Genomic DNA, 18,213 nt, shown 5'->3' with positions numbered 1-18,213 from the left:
TCAGGGACAGTGAATCGAGCGAAGAGGCGCTCCAGGATTCATTGAAGCTATTGGAGGAAAAATACGGTATAGATCGAGATGCCGAGATCCGTAAATTAGGCGAAAACCCGGGCGAGTGGATTGACCTGCTAAGGGAATTGAAACGTGGTCGGTAAAATCTTCGGCGTTGTGGAAGGGTTCTACCGAAGGCAATACACCTTTGAACAAAGACTGGACCTCATAGAATTTATCGGAAGTCTTAACCTCAACACCTATGTATATGGACCCAAGGCCGATATCTATCACCGCAAAAAATGGCGGGAAAAGTACCCTGACAGGAAACTGAAGGAATTCGAAAGACTCAATCAACACAGCACGGAAAGACATGTCAACTTCGTATATGCATTGAGCCCGGGTGACAGGCCAGATACCGGTGACGTGATCGAGAAGATCGACACACTGATAGACGTTGGCATCCGCCATTTCAGTATCTTCTTTGACGATATAAGAGTGCCGCTTGATGCTCGTACTGCCAAGAAGCAGGTGGATGCAACCAATGCCCTTTTCAAGCATCTTAAGGAAAGATTGGAGAAAACAAGTCTCTTCTTCTGCCCTACCCAGTATCGTGGATTCAAGAAGACCGAATATTTGAAGCACGTCGCGGTGAATCTTCACAAGGACATTGACATGATTTGGACCGGCAAGAATGTTGTCTCCTGGGCAATAACCGAGAGGGATGTAGCCAGGATCACCGAAACTGTTAATCGACCAGTCCTGATATGGGATAACATCTTCGCCAATGACTATATACCGGGTAGAATCCTCCGTTTCCCTTACCGCAGGCGCGCTCCTGGAATTGTCAGAGCGGTTCGTGGCATCCTAATCAACCCGATGAATAACTATCGTGAGTCAAAACCCCTGATCAGAACGGCGGCGATGTTCTTTCATGACCCTCATGTCTATGACACGCGCACGGCCTGGAAAGCAGCGACAACCGTTCTGTAACGCGACATGAGCATAACAGGTACAAAGTTACATACAATTAGAAGACTACGCCATAACATTTGAAATTCAATGTCATATTGCACATAGCTAAACCACTTTCTAATAAAATTCATTACCACAGTGCAAAAGTTCTATCAAAAAACCTCGAGAAACTGGCTAATATTATTGGGGCACACGCGTGCAGAATTGTTGACTTTGGCTAATATTCAGTTATAATACCAAAAGGAGATTTAGCATGCAAGAGCAAAAACCGCCGTTGAACATTGAGATTAGTCCTGAACAGTCTGAAGGTATATATGCCAACGGAGTCGGGATCCATCATACACCTTCAGAATTCATCCTTGATTTTCTGCGCGTGCTGCCTGGGGCCCAAAAAGCCAAGGTTTTCACGCGTATTATCATGACGCCCCAGAATGTCACACTGCTGAGGAACGCATTGGACGACAATATTAAGAAATACGAGGAACGTTTTGGCAATATCAAGATCTTCGGCAAAAACGAAAAAGAAATCGGTTTTAAGAAAAGTAATTGATTTCTTTGTAAAATCCGAGTATCACGCTTACCTGGTCGGTGGCTACGTACGAGACTCCACACTGGGCAGAGAATCAATTGACATTGACGTAGTGGTCGAAGGCGATGGCATTAAGGTCGCTCGTCTGTTAAATACGAAAATCAAGGGAAAACTGACAAGTCACGACGAATTTGGCACTGCATCCATCAGCATTAACAGTTACAGGGTGGATCTGGCCAGCGCGCGAACCGAGAAGTATCCTTCGCCAGCGCATCTCCCCCATGTATATCCATCGACTATAGTGGAGGATTTAAATCGCCGGGATTTCACAATAAATGCCATAGCCATGTCTATCTCGCGGGAAAACTTTGGGGAAATATTCGATCCTTTCGACGGCATGAGCGACATTAAGAAGAAACTGATAAGAATTCTTCACCGGAACAGTTTCGTAGACGATCCAACGCGCATCTTTCGGGCATTGAGGTACAAGAACCGCTTCGGATTCAAACTGGAAGATGAAACCGAGCGCCAGATGCGACAGGCATTAAAGGACGGAATGGTGCAGAAGCTGAGCGGACAGCGGATATTTAACGAACTCGGTTTGATATTCGCCGAAGTATCATACCCGTCAACGGTCAATGATTTGTGCAATCATGAAGTTTTGCCAATAAAACGGAGCGAACTGAAACTCATGCCTACTTCAAGCAAACATGCTTTCTACTTCCTGCTGTCAAAATTACCGAGAAACAGCATCCCGTTGCCAAAAGAAAGCAAGAGAATTGTTGATGATTTCCGGAGTATTAGCGGTGTCATAACAAAATTGAGCAGGGCGAGTAAAAGAAGCGCCATCTACGCAATACTCTGCCCAGTCACTGAAGAATTAGCAGAGGCAATAATGCTAATCAAGCCGGAACTGGCTGGAAAAATTAAGACTTACCGCAAGCTGATGAGAATAGAACCCTTCATTACCGGGAAGGATCTGCGAAAATACAACATAAAACCTCAGAAACAATACGCTAAGGTCCTAAAGAAGCTATTTGCTCTGCAGTTGGACAGGAAGTTCAAGAACCGCAAAGAAGCAATCGCCCACCTCAAGACCATCAAGAAGAAATGAACAGACTTCTAGGTCTTGTCATCTCAATACCCGCAATTCTGACAGTAATCACGGTGCACGAGTATTTTCACGGCTACGTAGCATACCGCCTCGGCGACGCGACGGCAAAATTCGCAGGACGCCTTACACTGAACCCAATCAAGCACATAGACCTCTTTGGGTTCATTGCTTTTCTGCTCCTTAGATTTGGCTGGGCTAAGCCAGTACCAGTCAATCCCTATAATTTCCGAGACATGAAGAAAGGTATGCTTTATACGTCCCTCGCCGGCCCCACGTCGAATTTTCTCTTTGCAATTCCTCTGGGCATTTTGCTGCGCGTGTTCCCTGGGTTGTTACAGAATAACGTTCTCAGGCCGATAGGTCTCATGCTCGGTCTCGGACTTATCTACAGTCTGATCTTTTGCGCGTTCAATCTAATACCGATCCCGCCGCTTGACGGGTCAAAAGTCCTTTTCAGCCTACTGCCACCACGTTACGTCCATATCGAGCACTGGCTCGAACGCTACGGGTTCGTGCTACTCATTGGATTGATATTTTTCGACCGGATTACAGGTATTCCAATACTATGGGGATGGATTGGACCTTTCGTGAATATTTTCACACGACTATTTGCTGGCACGCCTGCCGTCATAGCTTTGGGCCTCGGTCTTTTAGCATAGTGGTCCTTTCAATTTCAAATTTGTTGCAGGGTTAAAATAAGGGGGCAAAATGAGTAAAACCATCAAAATCATCATAGCCATTGTCTCCATAATAGTTGTTCTCACATTAGCAGGTTATATCGCGATCAGGTCATTTCTGACGCCAGAAAAACTGCGCCAGATATCAGAACAGATCGCCAGTCAATCTCTACAACGTCCAGTAGAAATAGGCAGTGTCAACCTATCAGTCGGCTTCGGAATCTCAATAAGTATAAGGGATGTATCGATCCCGAATGTTAAGGGATATAACGCTCAGCCGATGATTGAAATAGAAAAAACCGCACTCAATCTAAAATTGCTGCCTCTGCTCCAAAGACGCATTGTGATCGGCAGCATCGATTTCAATAAATTCACGCTCAATCTTGAACGTAATACAAGTAAGGAGCTCAATGTTCTCGCATTGATGCCTAAAGAGGCAAAAGGACCCGGATGGGCTCTGTCACTGGACAAATTGCGGCTCAAGAACTGCGAGCTTATGTATTATGATGCGGTCACAAAATCCACGTACCGATTGCATGATATCAACCAGAAAGTAAGTTTCAGGAAAAACCGGATATCGCTCACCGGCAATCAACTCGCATATTTGCCCAAGAATGAAATAGTGCCCGAAAGGGATATTATTATCGAAAATGCCGTAGAATATGACACTTCATCAAAAGACATGAACGTAAAGAGCATCAAAGTGCGCATGGATCCAGCATCCCTGACGATCTCTGGACAGATCGAACGAGGAGAATCCATAGATCTGCACGGTGAGATAGCAGTTGACAAAATGTCCAGGCTAACCGAACTTCTACCTGAAAAATACCGTTTTGAAAAATTGGACGGTGCACTGAAGAGCGAATTCTCCATATCGGGAACAACAAAGGAACCAGCGATCGAAGGCAGCTGTCAGATCGAAGATGTCACTATTGTGCCGAAGGGCATGAGCCGCGCAGTGGAACAGATCAATGGAGCATTCGCATTCACACGCAGCTCGATCCGTGATATTAAGATAGAGGGTAATATCGGCAAAACAAAATTCAGTATCGGGGGGAACATTTCGAATCTTGATAAACCTGCGCCGCTTTTCAACATTTCGACCCAACTCAATGGGAATCTTGATGACTTCCAATCGCTGACCCCGGAAATGAAGGATGTCAAATTATCGGGTATAATCACCGGTAATATAGCATTGAAGGGAACGATGAACGATCTGAGCTATTTCGGAGATATCCATATTCGCGAAGGCCTGATCGATGGCATCGGATTGGGTAGACCCATCAGTGATTTCACGGTCAAAGGAACCATGCAGAACAATGCGGCAAGAATCAGTGAATGCCATGGCCGAATCGGAAGATCTGATTTCTCACTAAGCGGTTTTGTCTCTAATTTCAAGAGACCTGTTGTGCAGATCAATAACCGTTCAAATATCATCGATCTCGATGAACTGTTGCCAGAGAAAGGAACCAGTGCGAGTAGAGCAGGCAAGAGCAAGCCGGGTAAACCCGTTCCACTGACCTTACAGGGCACGGTCGTTGTCAAAAAGCTGACGGGTTTGGATATGGAGTTTACCGATGTCAATGTTGATTTCAGCTATGTAGACGGGGTGATCGATCTCAAGAATTGCCGGGCGCAGGCATATGATGGTCAGGTTAACTTTGACTTTTACTACAATGCGTATAGTCCTGAACCCTACCGGATAAATTCAAGAATGACATCCGTTCAGGCGCAGAAAGTCACCAAGCGCTTTCTTGGCTTCGATCGAGTAAAAGGAGATCTTAGCGGCATTGCGAACTTTAACGGAAATGGACTGGACCAGCAAGCCGTACAATCTAATATTAACGGAACCGGGAATTTGAAAATCACTAACGGCGAGTTCAACAATTTTGAGTTCATGGTGAAACTTCTGGATTGGATGGGACTCAAAGACCAGAAGGTGGTCAAATTTAACAATCTTAATACCGGATTTACGATAGCGAACGGGCGTGCAAGCGCTGACGATTGGACAATGTCCGCGCGAGTAGGGGATTTTCTGGCCAGAGGAACCATTGGCTTGAACGGTTCGGTTGACATGAATATCGCGGTCACACTGTCAAAGCATTACTCCGATATTGTCAAACGGTACCATGGTGATTGGTTATTCTTCAACGATAAAGATGGACGGACCATTATCGATGTTATCGCAAGAGGAAAAATGAAAGCCCCTACGTTCACTCTGGACCGTAGCCGTATACAGGAAAGAATAAAAGGAAATATCAAGAACGAGTTCGATAAGAAAATAAAGGACTTCGAGTCAGATTTGAAAAACATTCTCAAGGGCATAAAATGACCGTTACAATGAAAGCAATCGGAAATGCCTGAACTGCCAGAAGTAGAAACCATCGCCCGCGAGCTGCGACCCAAGATCCGCGGTAGAACCATTACTGATTGTGTGATACTACGGCCTGACGTAATAGCACATCCGAAGCCGGCACAATTCTGCAAAGCAATTGTTGGAGAAAAAATACTTGACGTAAGCAGAAGAGCCAAGTATCTGATTCTGGAATTGGGTCACGAGAAACGGCTTGTTTTCCATCTGCGTCTTTCCGGAACCATGGCTATCATTCCAACACATCTTGAACCGCACAAATTCTCAAGACTCGCTCTAGTATTGAACGACTGCCAGTTATTGTTCAACGAACCTCGTGTGCTGGGACGGGTATATCTGATCAAGGCTAAAGATACTCCTCCCAACCTCAAGGGATTCTACAACCTCGGTTGTGAACCGGTTTCTGACGACTTCACACCTGATTACTTGAAGGCAAAGATAAAGAACCGAAAAGCAAGGATAAAATCGCTTCTCCTGGACCAAAATATCTGCGCGGGCATGGGTAATATATATTCTGACGAAGCTTTATTCCGCGCTGGCATTAGACCGCTGAGAAGGGCCAATCGGATAACGAACAGAGAAATAGAGAAACTCACAAAAGCGTTGAGAGATGTGATAACCGAAGGAATCCTCAATTTTGGCACATCGGTCTCTGACTACACAAGAACCGACGGGAAGGATGGTAATTTCCAGAATTTCCTTTGCGTATACGGGCGAGAAGGTGAACCTTGCAGAAAATGCGGCACCATGATAGCGCTGAAGAAGATCGGCAATCGAGGCACCAGGTACTGCCCGAAGTGCCAGCACTAGATACTGAACACACTGAAATAAAGGACACACTGAGACACTGAAAGGCCATCATGCATAGAGCAATGGCGCTACTTGATTATTATGCAAAGGGCATAGCGCATGGCGCATAGAGGAAAACATTGGTAACAAGGGGACTGGCTCCGTAAGGTGCCTGTCCCCGGGGATGTCCCGCTTTGCTGGAGACACCCTATCGTTGAAGACACGTCCGTATTACGGACTGGAGTATGCTCACGCTGCAGACATGCTTACGCTGAATTCATATCGCTGCGCTCCTGAAGACACGCCATGCTGGAGAATCGGAGATCCCCTCATCCCTCGCGGCCTTCGGACACTGAATTCTGCTGCTTCCGCAAATTGTCGAACGGTATTGGAGACCAAATTTGCGAGAATCCCGCTCAACGGAAGCGGGGCAAATCAAAGATTCACCTAAGCAGAGATTTGGCACGCTCAGATTTCCAATCAAATCAAGATTTGAAGAAACATGGCGTGGGCATAATTCGCGACGGAGACACCGCGCGCGTGTCATTGCGAGCCGTTTTCTGGCGAAGCAATCTCAGTCTTCAACGGGATTAACGAAAGTAACGGAATTAACGAAAGTATCGTATTCCCGTCCCACGTTGACATACGTGCACAAATGTGTATATTTACACTATGAAAGAATTTCCCAGCCGGTATGATCCTGCCGAAATGGAGAAAAAGTTATACGATTTCTGGTTAGAATCGAAGTTCTTCACGCCAGATATCAATTCGGACAAACCACCCTACACAATCATGATACCCCTACCCAATGTCACGGGACGACTTACCCTGGGGCACGTTCTCAATAATTCCCTTCAAGACATACTCATAAGATACAAGAAGCTTACCGGACACGAAACCTTATGGTTGATGGGTATGGACCATGCTGGAATCGCTACTCAAGTAGTGGTCGAAGAAAAGCTACGCAGCAGGAGTATTACAAAAGAGGAGCTGGGTAGGGAAAAATTCGTGGAGGAAGTATGGAAATGGAAGGAAGAATCTGCCCAGATTATTCGGGAACAATTGAAAAGAGCCGGCTACGCCCTAGACTGGTCTCGTGAACAATTCACGCTCTCTGAGAATTACTCTAAGAAAGTAATAAAGGTATTCGTTGACATGTACAATAAGGGTCTGATCTACCGGGGGGAATATATTATTAACTGGTGCCCGCGGTGCCTGACCGCGCTCTCTGACGAACAGGTAGAAACCGAGGAGAAACCCGGCAAACTATACTTTATCAGATATCCGATAGCCAGCAGCGATGAATACATAACCGTCGCTACGACCAGACCTGAAACAATGCTTGGGGATACAGCTGTATGCGTCAATCCACGTGATAAACGATATAAAGCATTCATCGGCCGCCGGGCTATCCTACCGATCATGGAAAGGGAAATACCCATCATTTCTGATGAATACGTTGACCCGGAGTTCGGTACGGGCGCACTGAAGGTCACCCCGGCGCATGATCCGTTCGATTTTGAGCTGGCGAAGAAGCATAAACTTGATTTCATTGATATCATGAATCCGGACGGCACTCTGAATGCCCTTACCCGGCAGTTCAACGGACAGGACCGTTACGAAGCAAGAAAGAAGATTGTCGAACAGTTAAAAGCTTCGGGCTTGCTTGAAAAGATCGAAGACTACAAACTACCGCTCGCAAAATGCGAGCGCTGTGACACTGCGATTGAGCCGAGAATCTCAAAACAATGGTTCGTTAGAATGAAACCACTGGCCGACCCGGCGCTCAAAGCGGTAAAAGAAAGCAGGGTACGCATTTTCCCTCAGAGGTGGGTGAACCTTTACAATTACTGGATGGAAAATGTAAGAGACTGGTGCATTTCACGGCAGCTCTGGTGGGGGCACCGCATACCGGTATACTACTGTAATTCCTGCTACGACCCTGATAGTGCTGATTCAGAGCAAGGTATCACGGTTGCCGAAGCAAAACCTGACCGTTGCTCTAATTGCGGCTCGGTAGATATATACCAGGATGAAGACGTCCTCGATACGTGGTTCTCTTCATGGTTGTGGCCTTTCGCAACACTCGGCTGGCCAGCTGATACCGAGGATTACCGTCGCTTCTACCCTACTCAAACACTCGTTACCGGTTGGGACATAATATATCTATGGGTCGCGCGTATGATCATGGCAGGATTGGAATTTACCAAACAAGTTCCCTTCACGGACGTCGCATTTCACGTCATGATCCGCGACGATAAAGGACGAAAGATGTCCAAAAGCCTGGGCAACTCACCCGATCCTATACAACTCATAGAGAAATATGGTGCTGACGCGCTGAGATTCGGCTTGCTCTTGATAACACCGCGAGAGCAGGATGTTCTCTTCACTGAAAAATCTATTGATGTGGGCAGGAAATTCTGTAACAAATTGTGGAATGCCGCAAGATTGATATCGATCACTGCAGCCGATGGGGAATTCGATATTGAACGAATCTCGGTGTACGATGCCTGGGTTATAGGCCGCTTTAACACACTGCTGTCGAAAGTTGAAGAAAATTTCGCTACTTATGAAATCAATGCAACAACAAAAGAGATATATGATTTTGTCTGGCATACGTTCTGCGATTGGTATCTGGAGTTCCTGAAGGCGAAACCTTCCGCTGTAGCAAGATATTTACTGAAGCAATTGCTGGTGACCCTGCACCCGTTCATGCCGTTTATCACCGAAGAGTTATATCAGAAATTCGGGTTCCAGAAAGAAAGCATCATGCTCGAGACTTGGCCGGATAAGATCAGCATCAAGAAGGATGCTCAGCATGTCGATCGGCTCGTCCATCTGATTGAAGAAATCCGTAATGTCCGTGGAATCTTCAATATTAATGCAAAAGAAAAACTGAATATCACAATAAATGCGGATGATGATATTACAGGTTTCTTCAAAGGGAATGAAGATATTGTAAAGAAATTATCCCTTACAGAAACTATCATGTATTCTCGACCGGGCAAAGAAGCGATGGCGAGCATCATCATGTCTGATATGGAGTGCTACGTTATACTATCAGGGATCGACATAGCTAAGGAAAAAGGGCGCCTGGACAGCGAAATTGATTTTCTCGCAAAACGGATCGATGAGATCAAGCACCGTTTGAACAATCCGAATTACATGAATAAAGCAAACGAAACAACCAAACAGAGGGAAAGAGAACGTCTTGAAGCCTTCCTGAAGAAAAAGGAAGGTATTCAGAAAGCGATGAAGAGATTATGAAATATCTGGGTTGGATAATCGCAATTTTGCTGGTGGCAGCGCTCTTTTATGCATATCGCACAAAATATGCCCCGCTCAAGAAAGATGTCACTGAATTACGCGAGGAAATCTCGATGTGGGAGGGCGTTCTCAGAGGCGAACAGGGTGTCAAAGGTGAACGCGAGCGATTCGCCACCGACCGGTTTTTTGACAACGACAAGCTTACACCGTTTGCCGAAGTCGAAATTCTACGGAAGTTCGACCTGCGTAATAGAGGTGTAGAGATCTACCTGACCGCGCCAAATGCGTTCACGCGGGCAGGTGATCTTCTCAGGTTTTTTACTGAACAGCACATCAAGTACCGAAATCTATCCATGTACGTTGCAGTCGATTCAGTCGAACGCTTTGAATACAAATTTATCAAGTGATTGCCATTTTATACCGAAAAACACTATTCTGCATGATCGTATTGCTCCTTATGTCTGTCGGTCTGGCGACGGCGGAGAAAAATTCTAACGTGGCAATGCTTTTGTGTGTGATTCCTGGCGGCGGGCAATTCTACACGGAGCGCTATGTAACCGGCGTAGTTATTGGAGCTGCTGAAATCGCCATCGGCTATTATGCCTACAAGTACCATCGTGACGATGACTATACAAAACGCAACTCCATGCTCTGGTGGGGGTTGTTCACCTTCGGTTTTTCATTAGCAGATGCCTACGTAGGGGCCAAAATGCATGGCTTTGATGTGGAAACTGATATTGATAAGGTAAGCGTTAGCTATAAGTTCAAATTCTAACAGGTCCTGTCGGTAAGTAAACCCATATCCCTTAAGATTGCCATTTCAAATAAGAAATTAGGGGAAACCTCGGAAGAATTGACGGAAAAAACGAAGTTTCCCTGAGTGTTCCGATGATTGTTACTTAATTTCTGTCATTCGCAGAAATTTTTGTTCATCAATAATCTTTACGCCCAGTCTCAAAGCCTTGTCGTACTTAGAACCAGGTTCTATTCCTTTTACCAGGTAGTCTGTTTTCTTGGATACACTCGACGATGGATGACCACCAAGCTTACGCACAACTTCCTGTGCTTCATCCCTGGTCATGGACTTCAGCTCACCTGAAAAGACGAAAGTCTTGCCGGTCAGAAGGCTCTCCGTGGTTCTTACAGGTTTTAGGCTGAAATTGAGACCGAATTTCTTGAGATTATTAATCGTGTCAACGTTCTTCTTAATACTAAAGTAATTTTTTATACTTGTAGCAAGTATCTCCCCAATTCCATCAATTTGAATCAATTCTTCAACCGAAGCTTTTACTATGCTATTGATATTGGTGAATTTCTCCACGAGCAAGTGTGAGGCATTGATTCCGATATTTGGTATGCCGAGAGCATACAGAACGCTCGTGAATGGCCGCTTCTTGCTCTGATCAATGCCAGCGATAAGGTTCTGAGCAGAGGTTTTACCCATACGTTCGATATCTGCTACCGTAGCTGCATCAAGCCTATAGATATCGTCAAAACCACTTACGAGCCCCACATCTACGAGTTTGTTGACCAGAACATACCCCAACCCTTCTATATCCATGGCTTGCCTAGACGCGAAATGAAGGATTTTCCCTTTTATTTGAGCCGGGCAAGAGGAATTAACGCAACGCCAGTCAGCTTCATCTGGCAAGCGATAGATCTTCTGATTGCAGACCGGGCATCTGCTTGGAAAACGAAATGTCTTCTCCCTGCCTGTCCGTTTCTCCTTAACGACCTCAACGACCTTGGGGATCACCTCGCCACCCTTCTCGATGACCACATGATCGCCAATTTTGATTTCACGCCGTTTTATTTCATCCTCGTTGTGCAAGGTTGCCCGCGATATGGTCGATCCTGACAGAGAAACCGGATCGAGCAGAGCCACGGGTGTTATCCTGCCGGTACGACCAACCTGCAGCTGGATATCCGTCAATTCAGTGATCGCCTGTCGTGCTGGATATTTGAAGGCAATAGCCCACTTCGGGCTTTTCGCTGTAAAACCAATTGTTTCACGGGCATGGAAATCATCGACCTTGATAACCAGACCATCCACCTCATAATCAAGCTTATCTCGCCTGTCCCGCCAGTACGCAATGTAGTCGAAAACCTCATCAATGCTTCTACAGAGTTCTACATGTGGTATGACCTTAAATCCTGCCTCGTGCAAAAGCCTTAGCACCGCATAGTGTGACCTGTAATTCGCTCCCGGTGACACCGGAACCGTATGGATGAAGATATCCAGACCTCTATCGGCGACGGCACGGGGGTCCTGCAGTTTTAGTGTACCGGCAGCGGCATTCCGAGGATTGGCAAACAGCGGTTCACCGGATTTTTCACGCTCTCGGTTCAACGCCTTGAAAGATGCCTTCGGCAGATAGACCTCTCCCCTGACCTCAATATCCTGCAAATCGGCTGCCTCAGTCAAGAGATGGAGCGGGACCGATCGTATCGTCCTCAGATTCTGTGTTATTTCATCACCATACACTCCGTCACCCCGTGTGGCGCCCCGCACAAAGTTGCCGTGCTGATAGTTCAGCGTTACTGCCACGCCATCGATCTTCAATGTCGTTTCATATTTGACCGGTGTCTCTACTATTTTTCTTATCCTTTTGTCAAAATCCCTGACTTCCTGCTCTGAGTAGGTATTATCCAGACTGAGCATCTTGATCCTATGCTCCACTGTCTTGAATTCACGTAGCGGTTCACCGCCAACGCGCTGGGTTGGCGAATCTGGGGTCACATACTCTGGATGTGCTCGTTCGAGTTCTTCCAGCTCTTTATAGAGACGATCATACTCGATATCAGAAATTTCTGGCTGGTTGAGCACATAATAACGGTAGTCATGATAATCTAATTCTCTACGTAAACGTTCTATTCTCTTCTTCGCCTGCCGTGACGTCACATTTAATTATACTAATTGCCCATTTTGAGTCAATATTCTGAATAATATTGTTGACTTTTTGGTGCGAATGTATAGAATTACGTAATGCCTAAGCAGGTAGATTTTCTGGTCGTAGGTTCGGGCATTGCCGGGTTGACTTTTGCTACCAAAGCAGCCAAGTATGGCAAAGTATCAGTCCTCACAAAAAAAAGAAAAGCAGATTCCAGCACCAATTATGCGCAAGGTGGAATCGCGGCCGTATTTGGCAGGGATGATGCTCCGCAGTATCATATAGAGGATACTGTGAAGGCAGGCGAGGGTTTATGCCATGAGGATGCGGTTGCGACCATGGTGCACGAAGGACCCGGATTGGTGCAAGAACTCCAGTCCATGGGATGTCGATTTTCAATGGATCCCCAGGGCAACTTTGACCTTGGACAAGAAGGCGGTCATTCCAGAAGACGCATCGTGCATGCGAAGGACTATACCGGGCAAGAAATAGAAAGAGTGCTGCTCGAGGAAACCAAGAAAGCTGGCGTGTCCATAAGCGAAAATGAAATCGCGCTGGACCTTCTCATCCAGAACGGCGATTGCCTTGGTATCTATTACCTTGATGCGGACACGCGTCAGATCGACATAATATATGCAAACGTGACGGTTTTGGCAACGGGCGGCATTGGCCAGGTATACCAGCATACTACAAATCCCCCGATCGCTACGGGTGACGGTATTGCAATGGCATATCGTGCTGGAGCAAAAATAGCAAATATGGAATTCGTGCAATTTCACCCGACTGCGGTATACAACATAAAGATCGACGGACGCTCCTTTCTCATCTCGGAAGCAGTGCGTGGCGAAGGAGGGACACTGAAAACAAAAGACGGGACCGCGTTCATGGAAAAATATGCAAGGGCTGGAAATCTAGCACCACGTGATGTCGTCGCCCGCGCATGCTTGAGTGAAATGATCGCGACAAATGCCAAATACGTGCTTCTCGATGTAGCCCACCTCCAGGCGGATTTTATTAAGAATCGCTTCCCTACAATCTACGAAACCTGCCTCTCCTGGGGTATCGACATCACACGTGAACCAATCCCTGTAGTACCGGCAGCGCACTACCTCTGTGGCGGGATACAGGTTAATGAATGGGCAGAATCCTCTATACCCAGATTATTTGCACTGGGTGAATGCAGCTGTACAGGAGTGCACGGGGCGAATCGACTCGCGTCGAATTCCCTGCTCGAAGCACTGGTGTTCGCCAGCCGAGCATCAGAACGGGTAAAGGAAATGAAAAACGTCAGCCCGGCAAAAAAGGTACAGATTAAGCAAAGTGCCAGGACCGGTCCGAACCTGATGTTTCAAATCAAGGAGATAATGGACCAAAATGTCGGGTTGATCAGGAATGAAAAAGCACTACGTGCGGCACAATCTATGATAGCGAAATTCAGGGACCTCTTTGAAGACGGTATCCACATAATCAACGCCGAGTCGCGCAACACGACCGTAATCGCAAAGCTCATCATTGAAAGTGCACTCGAGCGTAAAGAATCCCGTGGTCTGCACTTCATGACTGACCACCCTGAAAAACGTCGAGAGTATTCCAGTGATACAATAAAGAGAATCGATGACAACCGCAAATGACACTATTAAGGAGTCATCAACTAAATAGGAAAAAGGATGGAAACAGGAGAATTTGAGGTTTTACTAGAAGTAGGTCAGGCGTACTTATTAAGTAAGGATTATGGAAAAGCAATAACAAAATTCAGCGAGGCGCTTAGAATAAACCCTCACGACCCAGAGACGTATTATTATCTGGGGCTTGCATATGAGGGCGCCGAAAGGTATTCGGAAGCGGTGCAAACATACGAAAAAACACTCAAGATCGATCGTGGCCATGGCAATGCTGAAATCCGCCTCAACGAAGTCAAAAAGAAACTTGAAGAAACAAAGAAAAAAAAGAAATGATTTGCCCGAGGTGCCGGCAAAGAATGATCGAGAAAAGAGGCACACATCACAAGAAGAAAAAATATGTATGCTCCAGATGCGGCATGGTACGATTCGTCCAGTTAAAACGAAGGAAGTCGATCCAATAATGGATATACATATCACCTAACCAGGCATGGATAATTACTACTCCATATTGGGTATTATGCAGAACGCAACTCCCGGGGAGATAAAGAGAGCTTATCTCGGGCTCGTGCAGAAATATCACCCCGATCGTTTTGCCGATGCGCGAGAGAAACAAAAGGCACACGAAATATTCTCACGCGTAACGGCAGCATACCGAACTCTATCGGATGAGAAACTTCGGGCCAAATACGACCAATCCCTAACCAAATACACTACAGATGCAGACGAAGCAAAGGAAATCCAAGCGCAAAATCTCTTCAACCGGGCGGTAGAGCACATAAATAACGGGGAGCCATGGCCTGCCCTCAATCTACTCAAGACTGCGTACAGCTATGACATGCGCCCATTGTATCTTTCATACCTGGGACTTGCACAAGTATATACAAAAAGAAACCAATCCGACGGGTTCAAAAAACTAGAACATGCACTAAAAAAGGAATTATTCAACCCGACAATGCATTACAACATTGGATTGGCGTTTGAATTCGTCGGTAAGACAAAAGAAGCCCTTCGTTCATACAAACAGGTACTTACCTGGGACTCAAAACATAAGCGCGCAAAATTAGGTGTGGTACGGCTCAGTACATCGAAAAAGGGCTTCATTTCCAAGCTATTCGGAGGTAATAAGTGAAGAAGACGCCCACGCTCGCGCTTTTCGAGGAACTCTGTGAGAAGCTTTCGATCGTCGTCAAATATGATAGGTTTTTCGGTAAAGGAGGATATTGCCGATTGAGAGATAAATCCTACTTCATCATTAACGAGAGACTCTCGGCCGAAGCGAAAGAACACATATTCCTGCATGAAATGCGCAGCATCGAACTCAAGGATGTTGTACTACCGTCAAAGCTGAAAGAATTATTCGAAAAAAAATGCTCCTGAGAACGGAGCAGAGACAGAATTATACCATAATGTAATCACTTCATTTTTCATCTCTGATTTCACCAACCAACTCTTCGATCAAATCTTCAAGTGTTACTATCCCTACTTGATGTTCTCCATCGATGACGATTGCCATGTGTTCCCCTTTTTGCTTCATCGCAAGGAATATTGTCATGCACCTTTCATCAGCACGTACGAAGAAAGGTTCACGTAACGTAATTTCGCCTGAATAGAGATAGTCCTTGATATTGAATATACCGATAATATTGTTCCGTGTACCGACGTAGACAGGGATCCGCGTAAATATCCTGGTTTCGCTTTTCACAATTGTGTCGAGCTCATAACCTTGTGTACACATAAAGGCAGCATCCATTGGGATCATGACTTCACCAACTCTTCTTGTTGAAAAGTTGAAGAGCCGGGAAGCAAGCTTGCTGGCTTCTTCTTCGTATTCGCTCATCGCATGTACAATATCAAGACGCTGGGTTGAATGAGATTCACTTGTGCTGCGGAAGAGAATCGCAACATACTTTGCCATGTTAGCATATAGCCAAACGACCGGATAGGTCACGATCTCGATATAATAAATCACATTAGATAGTGTAGCCATTGTGCTGACCGGATGAGAGAGGGCAATCGATTTAGGTATGAATTGCCCAAAGAGTAGAGAGAAGAGGGATAATGTGACCGTAGATACGATGATACCATTACTACCCATTATGTCGACGAAGAATCTTGCGTAGAGAGTCGATGCAACAACAATTATGAAGTTCTCGCAAACCAGAATCGTGGAGAAGAATCTTTCGGGACGAGTGATGAACTTTTCAAGCCGTAATGCCCATCTCTTCTTCTCCCACTTTGCTTTGAGTATCTTTACTCTTTCAATACTTACGAGGGCAGTTTCGCTTGCTGTAAAAACACCGATGCTAATGGATAGTATGAGCGGCAAAATGAAATCTGTCACAGCTTCCTCACCAGTACCTTCTCGATGATACGGTCATGAATTTCCTCGACCGTCAACTCGAGACCCGATATATGAATTCGTGCTTTCTCACTAGGAATACCACCGAAATGGTTTAGGATATACCCCGCGAGCCTCTCGCCTTCATCGGCGAATGGCTCGACCTGCAGGATGCGCGCAAGATCGCCGATATTGATGTCTCCCTCGAATAGAAAAGTGTTTGCGTCAATTTTCTTGTAAGGCAGATCTGCGATTTCATCATACTCATCAATGATCTCCCCAAAAAGAGACTCTAAAATATCTTCTAGTGTAACTATGCCGGTGAAATTCCCGAATTCATCTACGACGATGCTTATATGGATACCTTTCTTCCTGAATTCCCCCAGCAAGTTGTCTAAATGCTTCGTTTCGGGGACCACGTAGAGTTCTCGCATCATGTCCTTGATGGTTGTTTCTGGCTGCTGCTTTCGTATACTATGCATAAAGAGATCCTTAGCGTAGAGGATACCAATAACTTCGCTCTTTTCATCAAAGACACATATCCTGGAATGTTTCTCTTCAGTAACCACCTTCCTGGCGTGTTCAAGACTTGACGTGGACTCGACGCCCACCACCTTCTGCCGCGGAGTCACTATTTGGCTTACGGTCATCTTGCCAAATTTGAGTATCTGGAAGCCGAACTCCTCTTCGCCTTCATCCAATACCTTGAAGCGCTTGGCCTCAGATAGCATCAATTTAATCTCTCTGTCAGAAATTGTCTCCGGTCTTGCGATCATCCGACGCCCGAGCATGCGATGCATAACTCCTTCCATACCACGAGAAACCGGAGAGAATAACCAGGAGAGATATTCAACGAACTTACCGAAACGCAACGCAAGAGTTTCGGCATTGGAAATAGCAACGGTCTTGGGCGCGATTTCTCCAAAGATAAGTATTATGGACGTCATCAGAATGAACTCAACGACGAAAGAAACTGTTGTGTCAAAATGGTAGCGTTGAATCGTTTGGAGCAGTATGACCGCGCCAACGGACGAAGCACCGACATTCACCAGAAGGTTGGCAAGAAGTATGGTCGCGAGTGTCTTGCCGGGGTTCTTCTTTATTCTCTCGAGCGATCGAGCGCCCTTTCTATCTTCGAAAAGAAGAGTCTTCAGCCGGAACCGTGATATCGAGAATATCGCGGCTTCCATTCCTGAAAAAAATGCACTACAGCATAGAAATATGCAGATGAGCAAAATATTGACCGGAAGATTATTCATTACTAAGATACTCGGCGCACTTCCTGTGCATGTCTGCGCCTTCACGCTTATTGCGGTGGTCATAACCAAGAAGATGCAACAGTCCGTGCACAATATAGTAGTTTAGCTCATAAGAATCCCGGGCCATCTTATCGCATAAGTATATTTCTGAGACTTCCCCGAGATTGAATGAGATAACGTTAGTCGTTCGCTTTCTATTGAGGAATATTTCATTCAAACGCCTGAGATATCTTCCATCAGCAATGATAATATTCACAGCGGGAAGGTCTTTTCGTTCGTCTTTCAGAACTTTTTTCACTAATCTGCGAATGGATGGCCTATCGATACGTTGGCGATCCGTTGTATTATAGATGTTTATTCGCATCAGCTGGATTGCGCCGGAATTGTATA

At 45.8% G+C, this 18,213-nt stretch carries 18 protein-coding genes; 14 read left to right on the top strand and 4 right to left on the bottom strand.

Going from position 1 to position 18,213, the window contains the following annotated elements; genetic code table 11:
* The first annotated feature begins 144 nt into the window (after nt 1-144).
* The 9 genes from OEV79_08280 (at nt 145) to OEV79_08240 (ending at nt 10,488) form a co-directional block, all read left to right on the top strand.
* The gene (locus OEV79_08280; GenBank protein MDH4211432.1) at nt 145-984 is read left to right on the top strand and encodes a protein O-GlcNAcase; all 840 of its coding nucleotides are present in this window, start codon (nt 145-147) and stop codon (nt 982-984) included.
* A 235-nt stretch (nt 985-1,219) separates the two neighbouring features.
* Nucleotides 1,220-1,516: a DUF3467 domain-containing protein gene (locus OEV79_08275; protein ID MDH4211431.1), complete on the top strand. Its 297-nt coding sequence runs from the start codon at nt 1,220-1,222 to the stop codon at nt 1,514-1,516.
* A complete protein-coding gene (locus OEV79_08270; GenBank protein MDH4211430.1) occupies nt 1,455-2,609 on the top strand; it encodes a hypothetical protein in 1,155 nt (384 codons plus the stop codon). The genes OEV79_08275 and OEV79_08270 overlap by 62 nt, the downstream gene beginning before the upstream one ends.
* Nucleotides 2,606-3,268 (top strand): site-2 protease family protein, encoded by a 663-nt coding sequence (locus tag OEV79_08265; protein MDH4211429.1) that lies wholly within the window; start codon nt 2,606-2,608, stop codon nt 3,266-3,268. Before OEV79_08270 ends, OEV79_08265 begins: the two co-directional genes overlap by 4 nt.
* A gap of 49 nt (nt 3,269-3,317) precedes the next feature.
* A complete protein-coding gene (locus tag OEV79_08260) occupies nt 3,318-5,618 on the top strand; it encodes an AsmA family protein (GenBank protein ID MDH4211428.1) in 2,301 nt (766 codons plus the stop codon).
* A 24-nt stretch (nt 5,619-5,642) separates the two neighbouring features.
* Nucleotides 5,643-6,467 carry a bifunctional DNA-formamidopyrimidine glycosylase/DNA-(apurinic or apyrimidinic site) lyase gene (mutM, locus tag OEV79_08255; GenBank protein ID MDH4211427.1) on the top strand — a complete coding sequence of 275 codons (825 nt, stop codon included), beginning with the start codon at nt 5,643-5,645 and terminating at the stop codon, nt 6,465-6,467.
* A 651-nt stretch (nt 6,468-7,118) separates the two neighbouring features.
* Entirely contained in the window at nt 7,119-9,713 is a 2,595-nt protein-coding gene (locus tag OEV79_08250; GenBank protein MDH4211426.1) for a valine--tRNA ligase, read from the top strand.
* Nucleotides 9,710-10,120 carry a hypothetical protein gene (locus OEV79_08245; GenBank protein MDH4211425.1) on the top strand — a complete coding sequence of 137 codons (411 nt, stop codon included), beginning with the start codon at nt 9,710-9,712 and terminating at the stop codon, nt 10,118-10,120. The genes OEV79_08250 and OEV79_08245 overlap by 4 nt, the downstream gene beginning before the upstream one ends.
* A gap of 32 nt (nt 10,121-10,152) precedes the next feature.
* On the top strand, nt 10,153-10,488 hold the full coding sequence (locus OEV79_08240) for a hypothetical protein (GenBank protein ID MDH4211424.1): 336 nt from the start codon (nt 10,153-10,155) through the stop codon (nt 10,486-10,488).
* A 120-nt stretch (nt 10,489-10,608) separates the two neighbouring features.
* Here OEV79_08240 and ligA read toward each other — a convergent pair whose 3' ends face one another.
* Complete coding sequence (gene ligA, locus OEV79_08235; GenBank protein ID MDH4211423.1) at nt 10,609-12,615, bottom strand: NAD-dependent DNA ligase LigA; 2,007 nt, start codon at nt 12,613-12,615, stop codon at nt 10,609-10,611.
* 84 nt (nt 12,616-12,699) lie between these two features.
* Here ligA and nadB point away from each other — a divergent pair, with 84 nt between their 5' ends.
* The 5 genes from nadB to OEV79_08210 are packed head-to-tail and all read left to right on the top strand — an operon-like array spanning nt 12,700 to nt 15,603.
* The gene (gene nadB, locus OEV79_08230) at nt 12,700-14,235 is read left to right on the top strand and encodes an L-aspartate oxidase (protein ID MDH4211422.1); all 1,536 of its coding nucleotides are present in this window, start codon (nt 12,700-12,702) and stop codon (nt 14,233-14,235) included.
* A gap of 36 nt (nt 14,236-14,271) precedes the next feature.
* Nucleotides 14,272-14,559 (top strand): tetratricopeptide repeat protein, encoded by a 288-nt coding sequence (locus tag OEV79_08225; protein ID MDH4211421.1) that lies wholly within the window; start codon nt 14,272-14,274, stop codon nt 14,557-14,559.
* Nucleotides 14,531-14,707 (top strand): hypothetical protein, encoded by a 177-nt coding sequence (locus OEV79_08220; GenBank protein MDH4211420.1) that lies wholly within the window; start codon nt 14,531-14,533, stop codon nt 14,705-14,707. The genes OEV79_08225 and OEV79_08220 overlap by 29 nt, the downstream gene beginning before the upstream one ends.
* Before the next feature lie 6 nt (nt 14,708-14,713).
* Nucleotides 14,714-15,355: a DnaJ domain-containing protein gene (locus OEV79_08215; GenBank protein MDH4211419.1), complete on the top strand. Its 642-nt coding sequence runs from the start codon at nt 14,714-14,716 to the stop codon at nt 15,353-15,355.
* Nucleotides 15,352-15,603, top strand: coding sequence for a hypothetical protein (locus tag OEV79_08210; GenBank protein ID MDH4211418.1), 252 nt, complete (start codon nt 15,352-15,354; stop codon nt 15,601-15,603). The genes OEV79_08215 and OEV79_08210 overlap by 4 nt, the downstream gene beginning before the upstream one ends.
* Nucleotides 15,604-15,643: 40 nt before the next feature.
* Here the strand turns inward: OEV79_08210 and OEV79_08205 are convergent, their stop codons facing one another.
* The 3 genes from OEV79_08205 to OEV79_08195 are packed head-to-tail and all read right to left on the bottom strand — an operon-like array spanning nt 15,644 to nt 18,187.
* On the bottom strand, nt 15,644-16,567 hold the full coding sequence (locus OEV79_08205) for a CNNM domain-containing protein (protein MDH4211417.1): 924 nt from the start codon (nt 16,565-16,567) through the stop codon (nt 15,644-15,646).
* On the bottom strand, nt 16,564-17,823 hold the full coding sequence (locus OEV79_08200) for a hemolysin family protein (GenBank protein ID MDH4211416.1): 1,260 nt from the start codon (nt 17,821-17,823) through the stop codon (nt 16,564-16,566). The genes OEV79_08205 and OEV79_08200 overlap by 4 nt, the downstream gene beginning before the upstream one ends.
* The gene (locus OEV79_08195) at nt 17,816-18,187 is read right to left on the bottom strand and encodes an rRNA maturation RNAse YbeY (protein ID MDH4211415.1); all 372 of its coding nucleotides are present in this window, start codon (nt 18,185-18,187) and stop codon (nt 17,816-17,818) included. Before OEV79_08195 ends, OEV79_08200 begins: the two co-directional genes overlap by 8 nt.
* Nucleotides 18,188-18,213: the final 26 nt, after the last annotated feature.

The sequence above is a fragment of the candidate division WOR-3 bacterium genome (genome assembly GCA_029858255.1).
GTDB lineage: Bacteria > Hydrothermota > Tepidihabitantia > SM23-42 > SM23-42 > SM23-42.
Note: the sequence above shows the minus strand (reverse complement) of the source record. Positions and strands in the feature narration are given on the sequence as shown.

Bases quoted from the DNA above. Each gene is read 5' to 3' on its own strand.
- OEV79_08195 (MDH4211415.1), bottom strand. From the start codon at position 18,187: ATGCGAATAAACATCTATAATACAACGGATCGCCAACGTATCGATAGG.
- OEV79_08200 (MDH4211416.1), bottom strand. From the start codon at position 17,823: ATGAATAATCTTCCGGTCAATATTTTGCTCATCTGCATATTTCTATGC.
- OEV79_08260 (MDH4211428.1), top strand. From the start codon at position 3,318: ATGAGTAAAACCATCAAAATCATCATAGCCATTGTCTCCATAATAGTT.
- mutM (MDH4211427.1), top strand. From the start codon at position 5,643: ATGCCTGAACTGCCAGAAGTAGAAACCATCGCCCGCGAGCTGCGACCC.
- OEV79_08240 (MDH4211424.1), top strand. From the start codon at position 10,153: ATGATCGTATTGCTCCTTATGTCTGTCGGTCTGGCGACGGCGGAGAAA.
- OEV79_08250 (MDH4211426.1), top strand. From the start codon at position 7,119: ATGAAAGAATTTCCCAGCCGGTATGATCCTGCCGAAATGGAGAAAAAG.
- OEV79_08245 (MDH4211425.1), top strand. From the start codon at position 9,710: ATGAAATATCTGGGTTGGATAATCGCAATTTTGCTGGTGGCAGCGCTC.
- OEV79_08215 (MDH4211419.1), top strand. From the start codon at position 14,714: ATGGATAATTACTACTCCATATTGGGTATTATGCAGAACGCAACTCCC.
- OEV79_08265 (MDH4211429.1), top strand. From the start codon at position 2,606: ATGAACAGACTTCTAGGTCTTGTCATCTCAATACCCGCAATTCTGACA.
- OEV79_08225 (MDH4211421.1), top strand. From the start codon at position 14,272: ATGGAAACAGGAGAATTTGAGGTTTTACTAGAAGTAGGTCAGGCGTAC.
- OEV79_08275 (MDH4211431.1), top strand. From the start codon at position 1,220: ATGCAAGAGCAAAAACCGCCGTTGAACATTGAGATTAGTCCTGAACAG.
- nadB (MDH4211422.1), top strand. From the start codon at position 12,700: ATGCCTAAGCAGGTAGATTTTCTGGTCGTAGGTTCGGGCATTGCCGGG.